Origin of the sequence: Martinezella lusitana (genome assembly GCF_014207095.1) — a bacterium.
GTDB lineage: Bacteria > Pseudomonadota > Alphaproteobacteria > Rhizobiales > Rhizobiaceae > Rhizobium > Rhizobium lusitanum_B.
The window spans coordinates 490,109-505,733 of sequence record NZ_JACHBG010000001.1 but is presented as its reverse complement, the minus strand read 5'-3'; the positions used below and the strand labels follow the sequence as shown (position 1 = coordinate 505,733).

Below are 15,625 nucleotides of genomic sequence, written 5' to 3'. Positions count from 1 at the left end.
AGCGAGATTTCAGGCGAAGATCTTGTGCACTCCGACTGTCACGAACCTGAGATGACAGCTTGCTAGGTACGGGGCTCACTTAATAGGGAGCCCTCAATGCGTACTTTTGCCAAAGCCTTAACGTTGCTGCTCGTCGTCGGTGTCGCCTCGCCGGTTTTCGCCGACGATGCCAAGCCGTTTGCAGATGCCAAGGAGATCAACCTCCTCAATCTCCTGCCGCCGCCGCCCGCCAACGATTCGGCGAAGACGAAGGCTGAACTTGGCGAAATCCTGACGATCCAGGTTACCCGCACGCCGGAAATGGCAGCTCGCGCCGTAGCAGATGCCGAAGAAAATGTCTGGCGCTTCTCCGACGTCATCGACAGCCCAAAGTTCACCAAGGACAACCTGCCGAAGTTCTCGGCCTTCTTCGACCGCGTCGTCGAGACCGAAGGTGCCGTTGTCGATCCGGCCAAGGATGTCTGGAAGCGCCCGCGCCCGCATCTCTACAGCGATCTCGTAAAGCCGATCGTGCCGCTCTCCAAGTCCGGCTCCTATCCGTCAGGCCATACGACGGTCGGCACTCTGATGGGCATCGTGCTGGCGAACATGGTTCCGGAGAAGCGCGACGCCATCATGGCCCGCGCCTGGGAATACGGCCATAACCGCGTTGTCGGCGGCATCCACTACGCCTCCGACATCGAAGCCGGGCGCATCGCCGGCACCGTCATCGCCGAAACCATCACGACGCATGACGACTACAAGAGCGAATATGAAGGTGCCAAGGCCGAGCTGCGCGCCGCTCTGGGCCTCTGATCTTCCTCCGAGCATAAAAACATAGGTACGGCCGCCGGTTTCCACCGGCGGCCTTTTCATTGCGCCGCACGAGCAGACGTCAGCAAGGCTTTTCAGGGGTGGACAAGCATCGATGTGCTGCATTTGCTTGGATTGCGCTGTCGGCGAACGCGCGAAAGCATTGCCCATGACGGCGTTTGGCTGTAGTCACCGTCGACTGGTAGTCAGAGCAAGACCGCTTATCTTGTTCTCATCTTTTGATTGGCGTCCTCGCGCTCGGCAACCGGAATCGGTTGCCTCAGAGGTGCCCTAACGGAGTAAGCCGTAGATGAGCTTGTTCAACAGTGTGCGCAACGTCATCGTTCCGGTGCACAAGGAAGGCTATCCCTTCGTTGCGGGGTTCTTCGTCGCATCGCTGGTCCTCGGCTGGATCTTCAAGCCGCTCTTCTGGATCGGCCTGATCCTCACGCTCTGGTGCGCCTATTTCTTCCGTGACCCCGAGCGCATGACGCCGCAGGACGATGATCTGGCAATATCGCCGGCCGACGGCAAAGTTTCGGGCGTGCAGATGGTGACGCCACCGGCGGAACTCGATCTCGGCAACCAGCCGATGCTGCGCATCTCGATTTTCATGAACGTCTTCGATTGCCATGTGAACCGTTCGCCGATGCGTGGCCGCATCACCAGCATCGCCTACCGCCAGGGCAGCTTTCTCAATGCCGAACTGGATAAGGCAAGCGAGCAGAACGAACGCAACGGCCTTGTCATCGAAACGAAGCATGGCGCGATCGGCGTGGTACAGATTGCAGGCCTCGTCGCCCGCCGCATCCTTTGCTTCGTCAATCCCAACGAGCCGCTCGACGCCGGCGAGCGTATCGGCCTGATCCGCTTCGGTTCGCGCCTTGACATCTTCCTGCCCGAGGGAGCATCGCCGCGCGTCGCCATCGGCCAGCGGGCGGTTGCCGGCGAAACCGTGATTGCCGAATTCGGCTCCTCAAAGGGCCCGACCGTTAGCCGCCGCAGCTGAACCTGGAGCATTTCCGCATGTAAGCGGGGCCGCAGAAATGCTCCATATCATTGTTTTCACGCAGTTCCTGGCGCAAGCTTGCTTCGCATCTTTGCTGGAATTGCTCTAGGACCAAGAGTGAGATGAAAACGCCTTTTCCGCCTTTCGAGCCGCATGGGCCCAATGACGAAGCGCGCGGACCGCGCCTCCGGGAAATCCCCTTGCGGCTCATCGTGCCGAACATGATCACCGTGCTGGCGATCTGCGCTGGCTTGACGGGCATTCGTCTCGCTTTTGAAAACCGTTACGAACTCGCAGTGGCTGCTGTACTGGTCGCCGCCTTTCTCGACGGTATCGACGGGCGCGTCGCGCGGCTGATGAAGGCCACATCGAAGTTCGGCGCGCAGATGGATTCGCTCGCCGACATCGTCAACTTCGGTGTCGCTCCGGCTCTGGTGGTCTATATCTTCCTGCTCGATCAGGCCCATTCGCTGGGCTGGATCGCCGCACTCATCTATACGATTGCCGCAGGCCTTCGCCTTGCGCGCTTCAACGTGATGGCCGAGCGCGAGCACAAGGCCTCCTGGCAATCCGAGTATTTCGTCGGCGTGCCCGCTCCGGCGGGCGCCATGCTGGTATTGCTGCCAGTTTATCTCGGCTTCCTGGGGCTCACGCCGGATCGGACGTTTGCCTATTGGGGCGCCGCCTATACTGTCCTCATCGGCTTTCTGCTGGTCAGCCGGCTTCCCGTCTGGTCCGGCAAGACGGAGGGCAACGGCATCCGCCGCGACCTCGTATTGCCGATCATGCTCGCTCTCATGGTCTATGTGGCGCTGCTGATGAGCTACACATGGCATGTGATGGTGGTGACGGTCGTCGTCTACCTGCTGTCGCTGCCGCTCGGCGCTCGTTCATGGGCAAAGAAATACGGCACCTACACCATCAACGGACCGGGCGACCCTGACGTTGACGACGCCAACGACGATATCGGCAGGCATATCTAGCAGGCGCATGAAATGCTGTCGTGCGTGCCTCCCGCGACAATAGCGCGCGCAACCGCAAGTCGGTAAGTTTCCCTTATCATTCGAGAGGCTTAGCAGAGGCGGGAGGACGTCGTGTTTCCCCGTCAGCGGCGCTATCCTGCAGTATGGCGACCCGTGCGCCGACTGGCTTTTTGCACGAAGACTCTCCGCTAATCTCTCGAAATATGGTCATTGTTTACAAAAGCTGATTGGAAAACGCCTTCGATTTGTCATGATTTACGACGAGATAGCGAAGCACGACAGTGAATCGCGAAGTGCTCCGGGGGAGCATGGTGAGGAGTAAATCATGACGCAGAAAAAAGACGAACCAGCACAACCGCAGGCAAAGATCGATCCCAGCAAGCTTTACCGCCCGCTTGGCCTGAAAGCCGTTCTTGCAGCGCATCTGATGCTGAAGACCAAGCCGCTCAAGAAGAAAATCGCCTGAACTTGAGTGCCGTGAGCCGGCTGCCAAGCAGCCTAGGCACATGAACATCCTGTTGCGACGCCGGCCGCCGAATGGCGGTCGCTCAGAAGAAGCTCAGCTGGCCATCGTCGGGATCTGACTTCTTTGACGGCTTCTTGACGGGCTCAATCGCTACCGGTGTCTGCAGATCCGGCCCCATATTGGCGACCTTGTTGACTTGATCCGAAACCGGAATCGCTTCGAAAAAATCCTCCTGCACGGGTGCCATCAGATCAGCGACCTCTCGCGGCTCTTGCGTCTTGCAATCGAGCCAGCGCGCAAAATCCTCCGGCTGGATGACGACAGGCATGCGGTCATGGATCGGACGCATGGCGGCATTTGCCGCAGTCGTCAGGATGGCGCCGGTATCCACTTCCGAACCGTCGGCCGACGACCACGTCTCCATCAGTCCTGCGAAAGCGATGACGCCTCCCCTTCTTGGACGGATCCAGTAGGCCTGCGACTTCTCGCCACTTTCCTTCGACGGCCGATGCCATTCGTAAAAGCCGGAGGCCGGAATGAGGATGCGGCGGTGGCGCATGGCGGCCCGGAACGACGCCTTGCCGATTGCCGTTTCGGCGCGCGCATTGATCAGCAGCGGAAACTCTTTCGGATCCTTCACCCAGGAAGGCGTGAAACCCCAGCGCACAAGAAAGGCGCGTCGATCCGGCAGGTTGCTGCCAGGCTGTTGCCTGTCGCCTGATATGACGACGAGGATCGGCTGTGTCGGGGCGATATTGTAACGGGCCGGAAAGCCGTCGAGCAGCAACACGCCGAGCGCATCACCCACATATTCCGGCGTCGATGTCAAAGCGAAGCGTCCGCACATGAAGCTTGTGTTGCACCCGCAAGGCGCCGGGTCAAGCGCAAGCTCAGCCGCGCGGGCCGAGGAGGATGAGGCCTGCACCGGCAAGACAGATGGCAGCACCGGACATGTCCCACCGGTCCGGCAGCCGCCCCTCCACCAGCCAGAGCCAGAGGATGGAAGCGACGATATAGACACCACCATAGGCCGCAAAGGTACGGCCGGCGGCTTCGCTCGGCACCAGCGCCAGCAGCCAGGCAAAGATCGCCAGCGACACCAGACCAGGCGCCAGCCACCAGATCGGCTTTGCCAGCCTCAGCCAGGCCCAGAAGGCGAAACAGCCAGCAATCTCTGCCAGGGCCGCAAGAGCATAGAGTGCGAAGATCATTCCGGGCGCCCGCCTATTCGGCGAATACGAATCGCCGGTCCAACGATGGCGAGTTAAGGAGCTTTCCCGCGGGACAGCAAGGGTCGTTTCCTATAGAGATCGTGAACCGATGGCATTGCGCCAGCGCCTTCAAGGCTCATCATGCGAATGCGAACAGACCGATGAACTCTATTCCCCGCCCCGCCTCCTCCGCCATCCTCGAACGTGACGGCCGATTCCTTCTGGTGCTGCGCAGCAATCCGCCATCGGCCGATATGTATGCTTTTCCAGGCGGCAGGGCGGAAGCGGGCGAGACCCCTGCCGCGGCCGCGCTGCGGGAATTCGAGGAGGAGACGGGCATCAAGGCGCGCAATCCCCGGCTGTTCGAGACCTACGACCTGCGCTCCCATGCGTCGGACGGCACCCTCACAAGCCATTTCCTGCTGTCGGTCTTCCTTGTCGATGCCGACAAGGACGCCGTTGCCGTCGCAGCCGACGATGCCGCCGAGATCGGCTGGTATGCGCTTGAGGAGATTCGCGCCCTGCCCGTGCCGGCGAGCGTGCTGGAATGCGTGGAAAGAATTGCCGCCGAGAGCAAGGCCGGCCACCGATATTAACGATATGGAGCAATAACGAGGTGAAAAGCCGGCATGATGCCTTGTTCACGTCATGCTTGTCCGGTCAACATGGTTACATGATTCATAACCGCCTTGGCCGACCGCTCCTGATTTGCATTGCGCTTGCCGCAGCGTTTCCCGCTGTGGCGCAGCCGGCAACAAGCGCGCCGCCGGCACAGGCATCCGACAATGCCGATGCCGAACGACCAACACCCTATGACGACCGGCTTTCGCGACTCGCCGAAATTCTCGGCTCCATCGATTACCTGCGCACTCTCTGCAGCACCAAACAGCAGGAAGGATGGCGCGGGGACATGCAGCAACTGCTCGATATCGAGACGAAAGGCGAACCGAAGCGCAAGGAGAGACTGACGGCCGCATTCAACCGTGGGTATCGGTCATTTGCCTCGGTTTACGCGAATTGCACGCCACAGGCCCTTGTGGCCGAGGAGCGATACCGTAACGAAGGTGCAACACTGGCTACAGAAATCACCGCCCGCTTTGGAAATTAACGTTTTATTAACCCCTTTTCATACCGAGCCGTGTCGTTTTAGGAAAAGGCTGATAAAGTTATTAAGCAAGTGGTAAGGACATGAACGTCTCGAGGAAAGAAACAATGGAAACCAGCCTGAATGAAATCGACGACATGATCGTCCATGAAAAGATGCAGGCAGCGCTGGAATACCAGAATGAAGCTTGGGCCGACGGCATGGCCGACGGTATCGAGCCGGAAATCATTGCCGATGCAGCCATTGCGCATGCTATCCGCGAGACGATTCGCATTCAGGGCGAACAGGGCGCAGAGGCTTTGCTTGAATCGCTACGTGAGCGCATGCTCGCCGGCGAATTCTCTCCGAACCGTACCCTGCAATAACAATCAGAGATTGCTGATGCGTATATTCCAAGGCAATGAGTCCCGTCGTTCCATTGCCTCCGTTGCTGCTGCGACGCTGTTGTTGAGCAGCGCCGTCTTGCCGCTGCCGGCATTCGCCTTCTCCGGGCTTAATCCGCCTGCTCAGTTGCCGGGCGCCGCCGGCACCTCAGGCTCAGGCCAACAGAAGACCGAAAAGCCTGTCGAGCAAGCGCTGGAAGCACCGGCCAACAATGCGCTGCCGGCGCCTGAGCCGCTGATCAACAAGCAGGCCGGCCAGAGCAATAACGACACTTCCGCGGCCAGCAAATCGGTCGAGTTCCTCTTCGATATCGACAAGGCGCCCGAGCCCGTCAAGAAGCTGCGCGCGGCGATCGTCGAGGCCGCCGCTTCGGGCGATCTCGAGCGTCTGCGGCCGCTGATGAATGTCGGTGGCGGCCTCAAGCAGACCCAGGTCACGGCGGACGATCCCGGCGAAGATCCGATCAAGACCCTGCATGACCTCTCCGGCGATCCGGATGGGATCGAAATCCTGTCGATCCTGCTGGATATCATGTCCACGGGCTTTGCCCATGTCGGCCAGGGAACGCCTGACGAAATGTATGTCTGGCCCTATTTCGCACAGAAAGACATCAAGGCACTGTCCGCGCCCGAAAAGGTGGATCTGATGCGCATCGTAACGGCCGGCGACTATGCCGACATGCTCGAATTCGGCGGCTACAATTTCTATCGCGTCGGCATCACGCCGGACGGCCGCTGGAAATTCTTCACCTCGGGCGAATGATCCCACCGGGGAACTTGCGGTTCCCCGCCTAAGGCCCTACCTCTGAGTGGTGAATCATGTCGCGCCAAGCCGTGTAGCGGTTTTGCGGCGGCGAGATGCGCGAAATCAAAAGCCTGAGGCGTGGATAGCGGATCTGGAAGATCGCGGCACGCGCAACGGTCAAATCAGCGGATCCAACATGCCAGCCGTGTTTCTGAAAGATCGTTCCTTCATCCGCGTCGTCGGCGCGGAGGCGGAATCGTTCCTGCACAACCTCATCACCACCGACCTTGTCTCGCTCGCAGCGGACGAAGTGCGCCCCGGTGCGCTGTTGACGCCGCAGGGCAAGATCCTGTTCGACTTCATGATCCGGCGCGATGGTGCGGACTTTCTGATCGAAACGGATGCGACGCAACGCGAAGGCCTGTTGAAGCGGCTTATGCTCTATCGTCTGCGCGCCAAGATCGAGTTTACTCCCCTCGACGTGGAGGGCGTCACGGTCGGCTGGGGCGACGCGGCAAGCGACGGTCCTCGTGACAGCCGTTTCCTAAAGGCTGGAATTGTGCTGACCCGCACGCCCGGTCAGCACGGCCACGACGACCGAGCGATGTACGACGCACTGCGCATTGCCAATGGCATCGCCGTTTCCGATCGTGATTTCGCGCTGCAGGATGCGTTTCCGCATGATGTGCTGATGGACCTCAATGGCGGGCTCGGTTTCCGCAAAGGCTGCTATATCGGCCAGGAGGTTGTCTCGCGCATGCATCATCGCGGTACGACCCGCAGGCGCGTCGTCATCGTCGACGGTAGTACGGACCTTCCCGCGTCGGGGATGGAATTGACGGCAGGCGGCAAGCCCATGGGTTCGCTGGGATCGGTCGACGGCAGCAAGGGTCTTGCGATTATCCGCATCGACCGCGCCGGTGAAGCGATCGCATCGGGAACTCCGATCCTTGCAGGAGATGTCGAAGTCTCGGTATCGCTTCCCACTTGGTCCGGCCTCACCTTCCCAGCGCCGGCCGACGAGGCTTCGGCATGAGCTCGGCCAAAACTCCGCGCGCCTGGCAGCGCATGCTATCCGGGCGACGGCTCGATTTGCTGGACCCTTCGCCGCTCGACGTCGAAATCAGCGATATTGCGCACGGACTTGCCCGTGTTGCGCGCTGGAACGGCCAGACCTCGGGCGACCACGCCTTCTCGGTCGCGCAGCATAGCCTTGTCGTTGAGGCAATCTTCCGGCACCTCAATCCGGCAAGCCCCGACGAGTGGCTGGCCGCGCTGCTGCACGACGCACCGGAATATGTGATCGGCGACATGATCTCGCCGTTCAAATCCGTCGTCGGCGGCGGTTATAAGGAAGTGGAGAAGCGGCTGGAAGCGGCGATATATCGTCGCTTTGCCTTGCCACCCCATTGCGCGCCGCAGCTGAAGGACAAAATCAAGAAGGCGGACACCATCTCAGCCTATTTCGAGGCGATATTGCTCGCCGGTTTCACGCCGGAAGAAGCCCGCAAGTTCTTCGGACAACCCCGCGACATTACGAGGGAGATGCTGCCGATCGAGCCAATGCCGGCGACCGAAGCCCAACGGAAGTTCCTGCAACGCTTCGAGGAGATCGAGGCCGAACGCGCGGAAATGAGGATCGGCGCGTGACTGGCATCGTCGTGTCGCCGCTTGCCCGCATCGCGGAGATGGCCGTGCGTCATGGTGCGCGCGAGATGATCAGCCTTATGGCGAAGGAACAGAACTTTCATCGGCCGGCGGTCATCAAAGCGGACAGGCATCTGCTGCTCAGCATGAACGATATCAGCTTTGCCGGCACCGGCGACCTCATCGCCCCGCAGGAGGCGCATGTTCGCGCCATCGTCGACTTTGCGGGAGAGTGGGATCGTGCATCGCCTCTACTCGTCCATTGCTGGATGGGCGTTTCACGCTCGCCCGCAGCAGCGCTGATCGCCGCTCTCGCCGTTCATCCGGACCAGGACGACATGGCGCTTGTCCGTCGCCTGCGCTCCGCCTCGCCTTTTGCGACGCCGAATACGCGTCTGGTCGCAATCGGCGACGATATGCTCGGGCGAAAAGGAAAGCTCGTTGCGGCGGTAAAAGAGATCGGCCGCGGTGCGGATGCCGATGGTAATGCGCCATTCGTGCTGCCCGTGTCCGGGAGCATCGCATAGAAAACGAAGGCCGCGTCTGCGCAGCCTCCGTTCGCTTCATCCATAGACCATCTCTGCGGTTCAGGCTGCAACACTGCCCGTCTGGGCAGCGCTATTCGCCTGATCGGAGTCGTACTGACCGTAGGTGTTCTGATAAAGGCTCGACGGATCCTGCATCTCGCTAAGAAAGGCATTGAACACCGCATTTTCAGCGATCGTCGCCGGACTTGTCTCGCTGTCGCCCGCTGCTGGTTCCAAAGACAGCATATCAGCGGCAGATGTGTCGGAAGACTTCAGCGCATCGAGACCTTCGGCAAACTGATCTTTCGTCAGCAAGCCCGTGTTCTGCGCGTCTATGCTCGCGAACAGGTTTTCGGCATCGCTTTCGCTCATGTCCTTCGGACGACCGGCGACGAATTCCTTTTGCGAGATCTTGCCATCCTGATCGGCGTCGAGGCTGGCGAATAGCTGATCCATCGGCGATTGGGATGGCGAACCATCGCTCGATGTCGAGGAGTCGGACTGTCCAGCACTTGCCTGCTGCATTTGCAGCAGCATCGACGCCAGGTTTCCGGAGAAAATGTCCGTGGCGCTTGGATCGCTGCTGCCGTCACTGTCTTCATCGTTGAGAATGCTCGCCGACAGAAGGCCCGATTGGGCCGCCTGCTGCAATTCCTGAGCATCCACAACGCCGTCCTGGTTCTTATCAAGCGGACTATACGAGGTAGCCGTCATGCTGCTTCCAATTGAAGAAACGCCACTCATCCAAATCTCCTAAGCAAACGCCCTTGGCGTGTTCGACTGCCCCCCGGCACGCTTAGTCAACCGCACATAGGATAAGGGGATTTGCCAGGCTGGATCAGATGGGTGTTAACTCGTCATTAACCATAATTGACGGGCCGAGAATCATATTGCCGGTGCGCATGCGCCGGCTGAAAACAACCAGCGCATGCGGAGCCTGGCGCAGGGTTTCGAACCGGATCTCGGCTGCTTTGAAGCGCATCGCAATCTCTCAGATACGCTTGTTGCGCTTCAGCTCATCGATTTGGTGCGTGTCGCACAAACCGCTCGGCACTTTTGAGCGACAGGCTCTAGCGGATGACGGCACAAGCAAGACGTTTGCCGGCGCCGCCGACCGGCTGGCTGCGGTAGTCGTCCGATTCCTCGTGGATCATCAGCGTACGGCCACGGATGCCATTCTTGTTGTTCAGCGAGACCATGCCGTTGAAGACCTGCGCCCGCAGCTTGCCATCCTGATCGACATACTGGTTGGGCATATCACCCGCATGCGGCCCCTTGGCGGCAAGAAAGCCATGCTCCGCTTTCGCGGGATTGAAATGTCCGCCCGCAGAATCGAACCCGTGGGTGTGGTCGCACTTGCTGCTTTCGTGAATATGAAAAGCGACCCAGCGATTGGCCGGCAGGCCGGAGACTTCCATCTCGATCAATACGCCCGACCTTCCCTCGGTCAACGTCGCTCTCCCCGCCTGCTTGCCATCAAGTCCGACAAAATCGGCCGTGGCCGTTTGCTGGCTTTGGGCCGCCGCAGGCATGGCTGCGGCCAGTGCGAGAATTGCAGCCATCATCATAGTCCGTCTCATGGAGCGGTCTCCCTTTTGGTGGTTGCTGTCTAACGCATTGCGGATACGAGTGTTCCGCCGACAAGAAAGTGAATTGCATCAAACAAATAAAGCGGCCTGCCATCATCTGGCAGGCCGCTTCAAGCAATCAGACGAAAGCGGCTATTATCAGGCCGCCATGTTGTCGATGTCGTACTGGCCGTAGGTGTTGTTATAGGCGTCCATCGGCGAAAACAGATCGATATGGGTTTCAGACTGCTTGGCCCTGGCGGCTACATCGGAATTCGGCAATTGCAGGAGTTTGGCCATCAGGTCGCTCATGGCGCTGCCGGAACTATCCGCTGAACTATTATCGGCATTCTGTTGGAAAATACCGGGGCGCTCGCCAGCTTCGCGTTCTTCGCCGCTGAGCATACCATCGCCATTGGTATCGAGACGCGCGAGCGTGCCGCGATAAGGATAAGAACTATTGGATACGGAAGATACATGGGACATTCGAATCTCCTGTGGTAGGAGCCGCCTCATGCGACGTCGTTCGCCCTCACAACATTCAGGGCCAGACTATGAGTCTTTGATAAGCTGCTTCGCTCTATCAGTAAATACGAATTATTAATGGGCATTAACTATAATTTTCAATTAGTAAATCGGAACCAACGCATATTCTCCTGACCGCTTTCGCCAAGCTTTCAGGCATAATCCACTGGAATCATAGACGAATTTGGCCGCAAACCCTTACTGTGCGGTCCAATTGGTATATTGTACGAGCGATTGCCCACGGAGAGGACCTGATGGAGCTGCTACCGTTTGTCGTCGTGATCGCCGGTTTTTTCATACTGCTCGGATACAACCGGCGGATAAAGAGACTGGAAATTCGCGTCCAAGAGCTGCAGAACGCCATTGCTGGCAAGATGCTCCCCGCGGATCTGTCCGACTCGGCCGGAGCAGAGGAAACGCAGCCTGACGCTGTGCCGCTACTCAGCGAAGCCGGGCTTATCCAGGCAACCGAAGCCGCGATCGAGACCTCGCCCACGGATGACACCGAAGAACCGGCCCTGGCGGCCCGGACCGCTGCCGACATGCTGACGGATGGCGGCGCGGAGATCACGTTTCCGGAAACGACGAAACCGAAGGAAAGCCTGGAAAGCACGATCGGTGCACGCTGGGCGGTCTGGGTCGGCGGTATCGCGCTCGCCCTCGGTGGCATCTTCTTGGTCAAATATTCGATCGAGAGCGGTCTCCTCAGCCCGGGCGTCCGCCTCGTGCTTGCGGCGATCTTCGGTCTGATCCTCGTTGCAGCGGGCGAAGTCATCCGCCGCCGTTCCGCGCCGGTCCTTGGCGATGCGTTCCAGAATGCGATGGTGCCTGGCGTATTGACCGCAGCAGGCGTCGTGGCGCTATTCGGCTCTACCTATGCCGCACATGGCATCTACGGCTTTATCGGACCGGCAACGGCTTTTGTTCTCCTCGCACTGATCTCGCTTGCCACCCTTGCCCTGTCGCTGTTGCACGGACAGGCGCTGGCGGGCCTCGGTCTGCTCGCCTCGATGGTCACCCCTGCCCTTGTAGCGCCAACCGCGCCAAGACCCTGGGTCCTTTTCGGTTACCTCGTTCTAACCTGGCTCGCGACCCTTCTAGCGTCGCGGCTGCGCCGCTGGATGATCGCGCCATCGCTTGCCAACGCGCTGCTCAGCCTTTGGCCCTTGGTCTATATCTCCAACAGCCCGGTTGTGGACTTCACGCCTGCCACATTTTCTGTCCTCGCCATGCTTGGAGGCACCATCTTCCTCTGGCCTGGACGCTACCAGACTGCCGTGATGGCGATAGATGACGCAACGATAGAGACTGAATCCGATCCGCCGCAGCGGCGCAGCGGCGATGGCTGGGGCGCGTTCTTGGCCCGTCCACCACTCGGCATGACGCTGACGGCAACGATCGGCGCCCTGACGGTTGCTCTCTCGCTGCTGGGCGACAGCCTTGCCTACGGATATCCCATCGTCGATGCCGTGTTCATGTTCGCAGCGCTTGTCGCAGCGGTGGCCGCCTTCGGCGCCGGCCGGCTGCATGCGGCCTGGGCGGCAGTCCTGTCTGCGGCCGTTGCCATCCTAGGCGTGTTCGGCCTGCTGACGAACTGGATCTATGGCCTCGACCCCAGCATCGTCGATGCACTCGCGCGTATGCAAAACGTGGTGATCTACGAAGCACTCGGCCTCGGCGCTATCTTCGTGCTGATCGGCAGCTTCTTCCTGCGGCGTTTTGCGGAGAGCGAAAAAACCTTTGCTGCGCTCTGGAGCGGGATCATGGTCGTCGTGCCGCTCGCCATCGCCGCGATCAGCTTTGTCAATTTCGGCAACTGGATTGTTGACTGGCTGCATGGTCTCTATGGCATCGGGCTCGCCGTCGCGCTGCTGGCGCTCGCCGAATGGCAATATCGCCGCTCGGGCGACGGATGGAATCTGCCGACCAACGTTCTTGCTGCCGGCTCGTTCGCTGCCGCAGTGTTTGCCTTGCATATGCTCACACATCACGCCGTGCCGACCATTCTGCTGCCGCTCCTCGGCATTGCCTATCTGCTCATCGGACGGGCGCGAGACTGGCCGGTCCTGCCATGGACGATGATCGCAGCCTTGATCGCTGCCATGGCGCGCATCGCCTGGCAGCCGACCATCGTCGATCCGGCCGAGCTTGGCACGACGCCGGTCTTCAATATGCTACTGGCGGGCTATGGCATCCCCGCGGCGCTCGCAGCCGTGGCTGCCTTCATGGTCCGCCGCACTCCCAACATCCGTCTGCGCAGCACGCTTCAGGCCTTGGCGTCGTTCCTCGTTCTGCTGACGATCGCCATCCTGGTGCGCCACGCCATGAACGGTGGCGTCCTGAACGACGCGGTTCCGACGCTCGGCGAACAGTCGATCTACACGCTGCTGGCGATCGGCGCTTCCGCGACGCTGATGGCCCTGGACCTTAGCGCCGCAAGCCCTGTCTTCCGATACGGCAGCATGGCGCTGGGCACGCTCTCGGTGATCATGATCCTGACGCTGCATCTGCTCGGACTGAACCCGTTCATAACGGGCGAGAGCACCGGCCGCATCCCGTTGTTCAACCTGCTGCTGCTGGGCTACCTCCTCCCAGCCATCGCCTATGGCGGGTTGGCGCTGCTGGCACGAAACCGGCGGCCTCCGCCTTATGTCGCGATGCTGGCCGTTGCCGGGGCCGTGATGGCCTTTGCCTGGGCAACGCTGACGGTGCGCCGCTTCTGGCAGGGGGAGTACATTCCCTTCTGGAACGATTTCATCCAGGGCGAGCTCTATTCCTACTCGGTCGTCTGGTTGCTGATCGGCATCGCCCTTCTTGGGCTAGGCGCCCGCTTCGAAGCGCGGAGCTTGCGCATTGCATCGGCGGTGCTGGTCTTCATCGCCGTCGTCAAAGCCTTCCTTATCGACATGGCAAATCTTGAAGGCTTCCTGCGCGCCCTCTCCTTCATCGGTCTCGGCGCAGTGCTGATCGGCATCGGCCTGTTCTACCAGAAGATCCTGACACGGAAGAAAGCCACGGAGTGATTGCGGCGAATCCTTTCGCCCGTTAGGAAGTGGCTCTGCCGACAGATCATTCCGGAGCGCTTGCCACAATGGACACCAACAGGATGGCGCGGGCCTTTGCCCCGTTCGAAACGCTGGCTGCGGATCTCATTCCACATGCTGCCGCTGGGGACGATGGCTCGCATGATATCGCCCATATCCTGCGGGTTTTCAGGAGCGCCATGGCGATCCAGGCCGAGGAAGGCGGCAATGCCCGAATCCTTGCCGCCGCCGTGCTGCTGCATGATTGCGTTGCCGTGGAGAAGAATTCGCCGCATCGCGCACAGGCCTCACGGCTAGCCGCAGAGAAGGCATCGGGCATCCTGCGGGAGATCGGCTGGGCGGATGAGGATGTTGCAGCTGCCGCGCATGCGATCACCACCCACAGCTTCTCCGCCAATCTTCCGCCCGAAACCCTGGAAGCGAAGATGCTACAGGATGCCGACCGGCTGGATGCAATCGGCATGGTGGGCGCTGCACGCTGCTTCTACATCGCAGGGCGTCTCGGCTCGTCTCTCTACGATCCTTTCGACGCGCTTGCGACAGAACGACCACTCGACGATAAGCGCTTCGCCATTGACCATTTCGAGACAAAGCTGTTCAAACTTGCGGACGGTTTCCAGACCGAGACCGGACGCAAATTTGCCGAAGCGCGGCATGATCGGCTGAAAACCGTGCTCGCTATGTTCATCGACGAAATCTGAGGGCTATCCATGCGCGTCAGCGATCTTTTCATCTATCCGCTCAAGAGCGCACGCGGCATCGCCATCCCTTCGGCCGCCGTTGACGCCTTCGGTCTGGCAGGCGATCGCCGCGCCATGCTGGTCGACCCTTCCGGCCACTTCATTACTCAGCGCGAATTGCAGGCGCTGGCGCAGATCGATATCCAGCCCGGCCCTTCCTATCTGCGCCTGAGGATGGAGGGAAAGCCCGATATCATCGTGCCGCCGCCACACCCGGACAATCGCATGGATGTCGTCGTCTGGAAATCAGCGGTCAGCGCATCCGTCGCGGATGAGGAGACCAACAAGGCTCTGTCAGGCTGGCTTGGCCGCGAGGTCAGGATGGTTTTCTTCGACAGGCTCGCCAAGCGCCTCGCCAGCCCGGAATGGGCGGGCGACGATTCAACCGTTACCTTCGTCGATGGCTATCAGATCCTCGTCACCACGACGGGCTCTCTGAAGGCGCTCAATGCCAATCTGGCCGCCCATGGGGAAGGTGCCGTCGGCATGGAGCGCTTTCGTCCGAACATCGTCATCGATATCGATGAGGAATGGCCGGAAGATCGCTGGGCAGCGATCGAGGTCGGCGGTATTCGCCTTGATCTCGTCAAGCCCTGCTCACGCTGCATCATGACGACCCAGGACCAGAAGACCGGCTCGCGTGACGTGCCGAACCCGATGCCCGCCATGGGCCGCATCCGCATGTCGGCCGACCGCCGCGTTCCCGGCCCACTCTTCGGCTGGAATGCCGTGCCGCGCGGCGATGGTTCGGTCAAGATCGGCGACGCGGTGACGGTGCTTGAGGAACGGCCGGAGGGCTGGGCGCTCAAGCGGCGATAGTCGTTCCGCCGTTTGTTTAGCTTGCGGAGCTAACGCAGCAGGCGCATGCTTATAGCTCGTT

General features: G+C 60.3%; 20 protein-coding genes. 14 read left to right on the top strand and 6 right to left on the bottom strand.

The genetic code is table 11. The annotated features are described in order from the left end of the window. Positions 1-96 precede the first annotated feature (96 nt). The 4 genes from GGD46_RS02480 to GGD46_RS02465 all read left to right on the top strand — a co-directional run bounded on the left by GGD46_RS02480 (position 97) and on the right by GGD46_RS02465 (position 3,250). A complete protein-coding gene (locus GGD46_RS02480; RefSeq protein ID WP_184701484.1) occupies positions 97-795 on the top strand; it encodes a phosphatase PAP2 family protein in 699 nt (232 codons plus the stop codon). Between the two features lie 307 nt (positions 796-1,102). Then, positions 1,103-1,801: a phosphatidylserine decarboxylase gene (locus tag GGD46_RS02475; protein WP_184701482.1), complete on the top strand. Its 699-nt coding sequence runs from the start codon at positions 1,103-1,105 to the stop codon at positions 1,799-1,801. A gap of 122 nt (positions 1,802-1,923) precedes the next feature. Further along, entirely contained in the window at positions 1,924-2,784 is an 861-nt protein-coding gene (gene pssA / locus GGD46_RS02470) for a CDP-diacylglycerol--serine O-phosphatidyltransferase (protein WP_184701479.1), read from the top strand. A 325-nt stretch (positions 2,785-3,109) separates the two neighbouring features. Beyond that, on the top strand, positions 3,110-3,250 hold the full coding sequence (locus tag GGD46_RS02465; RefSeq protein ID WP_184701477.1) for a hypothetical protein: 141 nt from the start codon (positions 3,110-3,112) through the stop codon (positions 3,248-3,250). Between the two features lie 82 nt (positions 3,251-3,332). Here the strand turns inward: GGD46_RS02465 and GGD46_RS02460 are convergent, their stop codons facing one another. Both GGD46_RS02460 and GGD46_RS02455 read right to left on the bottom strand, forming a co-directional pair. Further along, positions 3,333-4,097 carry an SOS response-associated peptidase gene (locus tag GGD46_RS02460; protein WP_184701475.1) on the bottom strand — a complete coding sequence of 255 codons (765 nt, stop codon included), beginning with the start codon at positions 4,095-4,097 and terminating at the stop codon, positions 3,333-3,335. A gap of 43 nt (positions 4,098-4,140) precedes the next feature. After that, positions 4,141-4,461 (bottom strand): YnfA family protein, encoded by a 321-nt coding sequence (locus GGD46_RS02455; protein ID WP_184701473.1) that lies wholly within the window; start codon positions 4,459-4,461, stop codon positions 4,141-4,143. Between the two features lie 161 nt (positions 4,462-4,622). Between GGD46_RS02455 and GGD46_RS02450 the strand changes: the two genes are divergently transcribed. The 7 genes from GGD46_RS02450 (at position 4,623) to GGD46_RS02420 (ending at position 8,868) form a co-directional block, all read left to right on the top strand. After that, complete coding sequence (locus tag GGD46_RS02450; protein ID WP_184701471.1) at positions 4,623-5,057, top strand: NUDIX hydrolase; 435 nt, start codon at positions 4,623-4,625, stop codon at positions 5,055-5,057. A gap of 77 nt (positions 5,058-5,134) precedes the next feature. Next, complete coding sequence (locus tag GGD46_RS02445; RefSeq protein ID WP_184701468.1) at positions 5,135-5,569, top strand: TIGR02301 family protein; 435 nt, start codon at positions 5,135-5,137, stop codon at positions 5,567-5,569. A 104-nt stretch (positions 5,570-5,673) separates the two neighbouring features. Next, on the top strand, positions 5,674-5,931 hold the full coding sequence (locus GGD46_RS02440) for a hypothetical protein (RefSeq protein WP_034507811.1): 258 nt from the start codon (positions 5,674-5,676) through the stop codon (positions 5,929-5,931). Positions 5,932-5,947: 16 nt separating this feature from the next. Then, entirely contained in the window at positions 5,948-6,712 is a 765-nt protein-coding gene (locus GGD46_RS02435) for a hypothetical protein (RefSeq protein ID WP_184701466.1), read from the top strand. A 178-nt stretch (positions 6,713-6,890) separates the two neighbouring features. Beyond that, positions 6,891-7,730: a folate-binding protein YgfZ gene (locus GGD46_RS02430; protein ID WP_184701464.1), complete on the top strand. Its 840-nt coding sequence runs from the start codon at positions 6,891-6,893 to the stop codon at positions 7,728-7,730. Continuing rightward, positions 7,727-8,344, top strand: coding sequence for a YfbR-like 5'-deoxynucleotidase (locus tag GGD46_RS02425; RefSeq protein WP_184701462.1), 618 nt, complete (start codon positions 7,727-7,729; stop codon positions 8,342-8,344). Before GGD46_RS02430 ends, GGD46_RS02425 begins: the two co-directional genes overlap by 4 nt. Next, positions 8,341-8,868, top strand: coding sequence for a tyrosine phosphatase family protein (locus GGD46_RS02420; protein WP_184701460.1), 528 nt, complete (start codon positions 8,341-8,343; stop codon positions 8,866-8,868). The genes GGD46_RS02425 and GGD46_RS02420 overlap by 4 nt, the downstream gene beginning before the upstream one ends. A gap of 60 nt (positions 8,869-8,928) precedes the next feature. On the opposite strand, the gene GGD46_RS02415 is transcribed toward GGD46_RS02420, so the two are convergent. From GGD46_RS02415 to GGD46_RS02400, 4 genes are all read right to left on the bottom strand, one after another. Then, a complete protein-coding gene (locus GGD46_RS02415; RefSeq protein ID WP_246806184.1) occupies positions 8,929-9,582 on the bottom strand; it encodes an EF-hand domain-containing protein in 654 nt (217 codons plus the stop codon). 124 nt (positions 9,583-9,706) lie between these two features. Then, positions 9,707-9,850 carry a hypothetical protein gene (locus GGD46_RS02410; RefSeq protein WP_184701456.1) on the bottom strand — a complete coding sequence of 48 codons (144 nt, stop codon included), beginning with the start codon at positions 9,848-9,850 and terminating at the stop codon, positions 9,707-9,709. Between the two features lie 88 nt (positions 9,851-9,938). Then, positions 9,939-10,448 (bottom strand): superoxide dismutase family protein, encoded by a 510-nt coding sequence (locus tag GGD46_RS02405; protein WP_184701454.1) that lies wholly within the window; start codon positions 10,446-10,448, stop codon positions 9,939-9,941. Positions 10,449-10,595: 147 nt separating this feature from the next. Beyond that, on the bottom strand, positions 10,596-10,922 hold the full coding sequence (locus GGD46_RS02400) for a hypothetical protein (protein WP_184701452.1): 327 nt from the start codon (positions 10,920-10,922) through the stop codon (positions 10,596-10,598). A gap of 293 nt (positions 10,923-11,215) precedes the next feature. Between GGD46_RS02400 and GGD46_RS02395 the strand changes: the two genes are divergently transcribed. The 3 genes from GGD46_RS02395 (at position 11,216) to GGD46_RS02385 (ending at position 15,564) form a co-directional block, all read left to right on the top strand. After that, positions 11,216-13,984, top strand: a complete 2,769-nt coding sequence (locus GGD46_RS02395) for a DUF2339 domain-containing protein (protein WP_184701450.1) — start codon at positions 11,216-11,218, stop codon at positions 13,982-13,984. Between the two features lie 68 nt (positions 13,985-14,052). Then, positions 14,053-14,706: an HD domain-containing protein gene (locus GGD46_RS02390; protein WP_246806183.1), complete on the top strand. Its 654-nt coding sequence runs from the start codon at positions 14,053-14,055 to the stop codon at positions 14,704-14,706. 9 nt (positions 14,707-14,715) lie between these two features. Then, a complete protein-coding gene (locus GGD46_RS02385) occupies positions 14,716-15,564 on the top strand; it encodes an MOSC domain-containing protein (RefSeq protein ID WP_184701449.1) in 849 nt (282 codons plus the stop codon). The last annotated feature ends 61 nt before the right edge of the window (positions 15,565-15,625 follow it).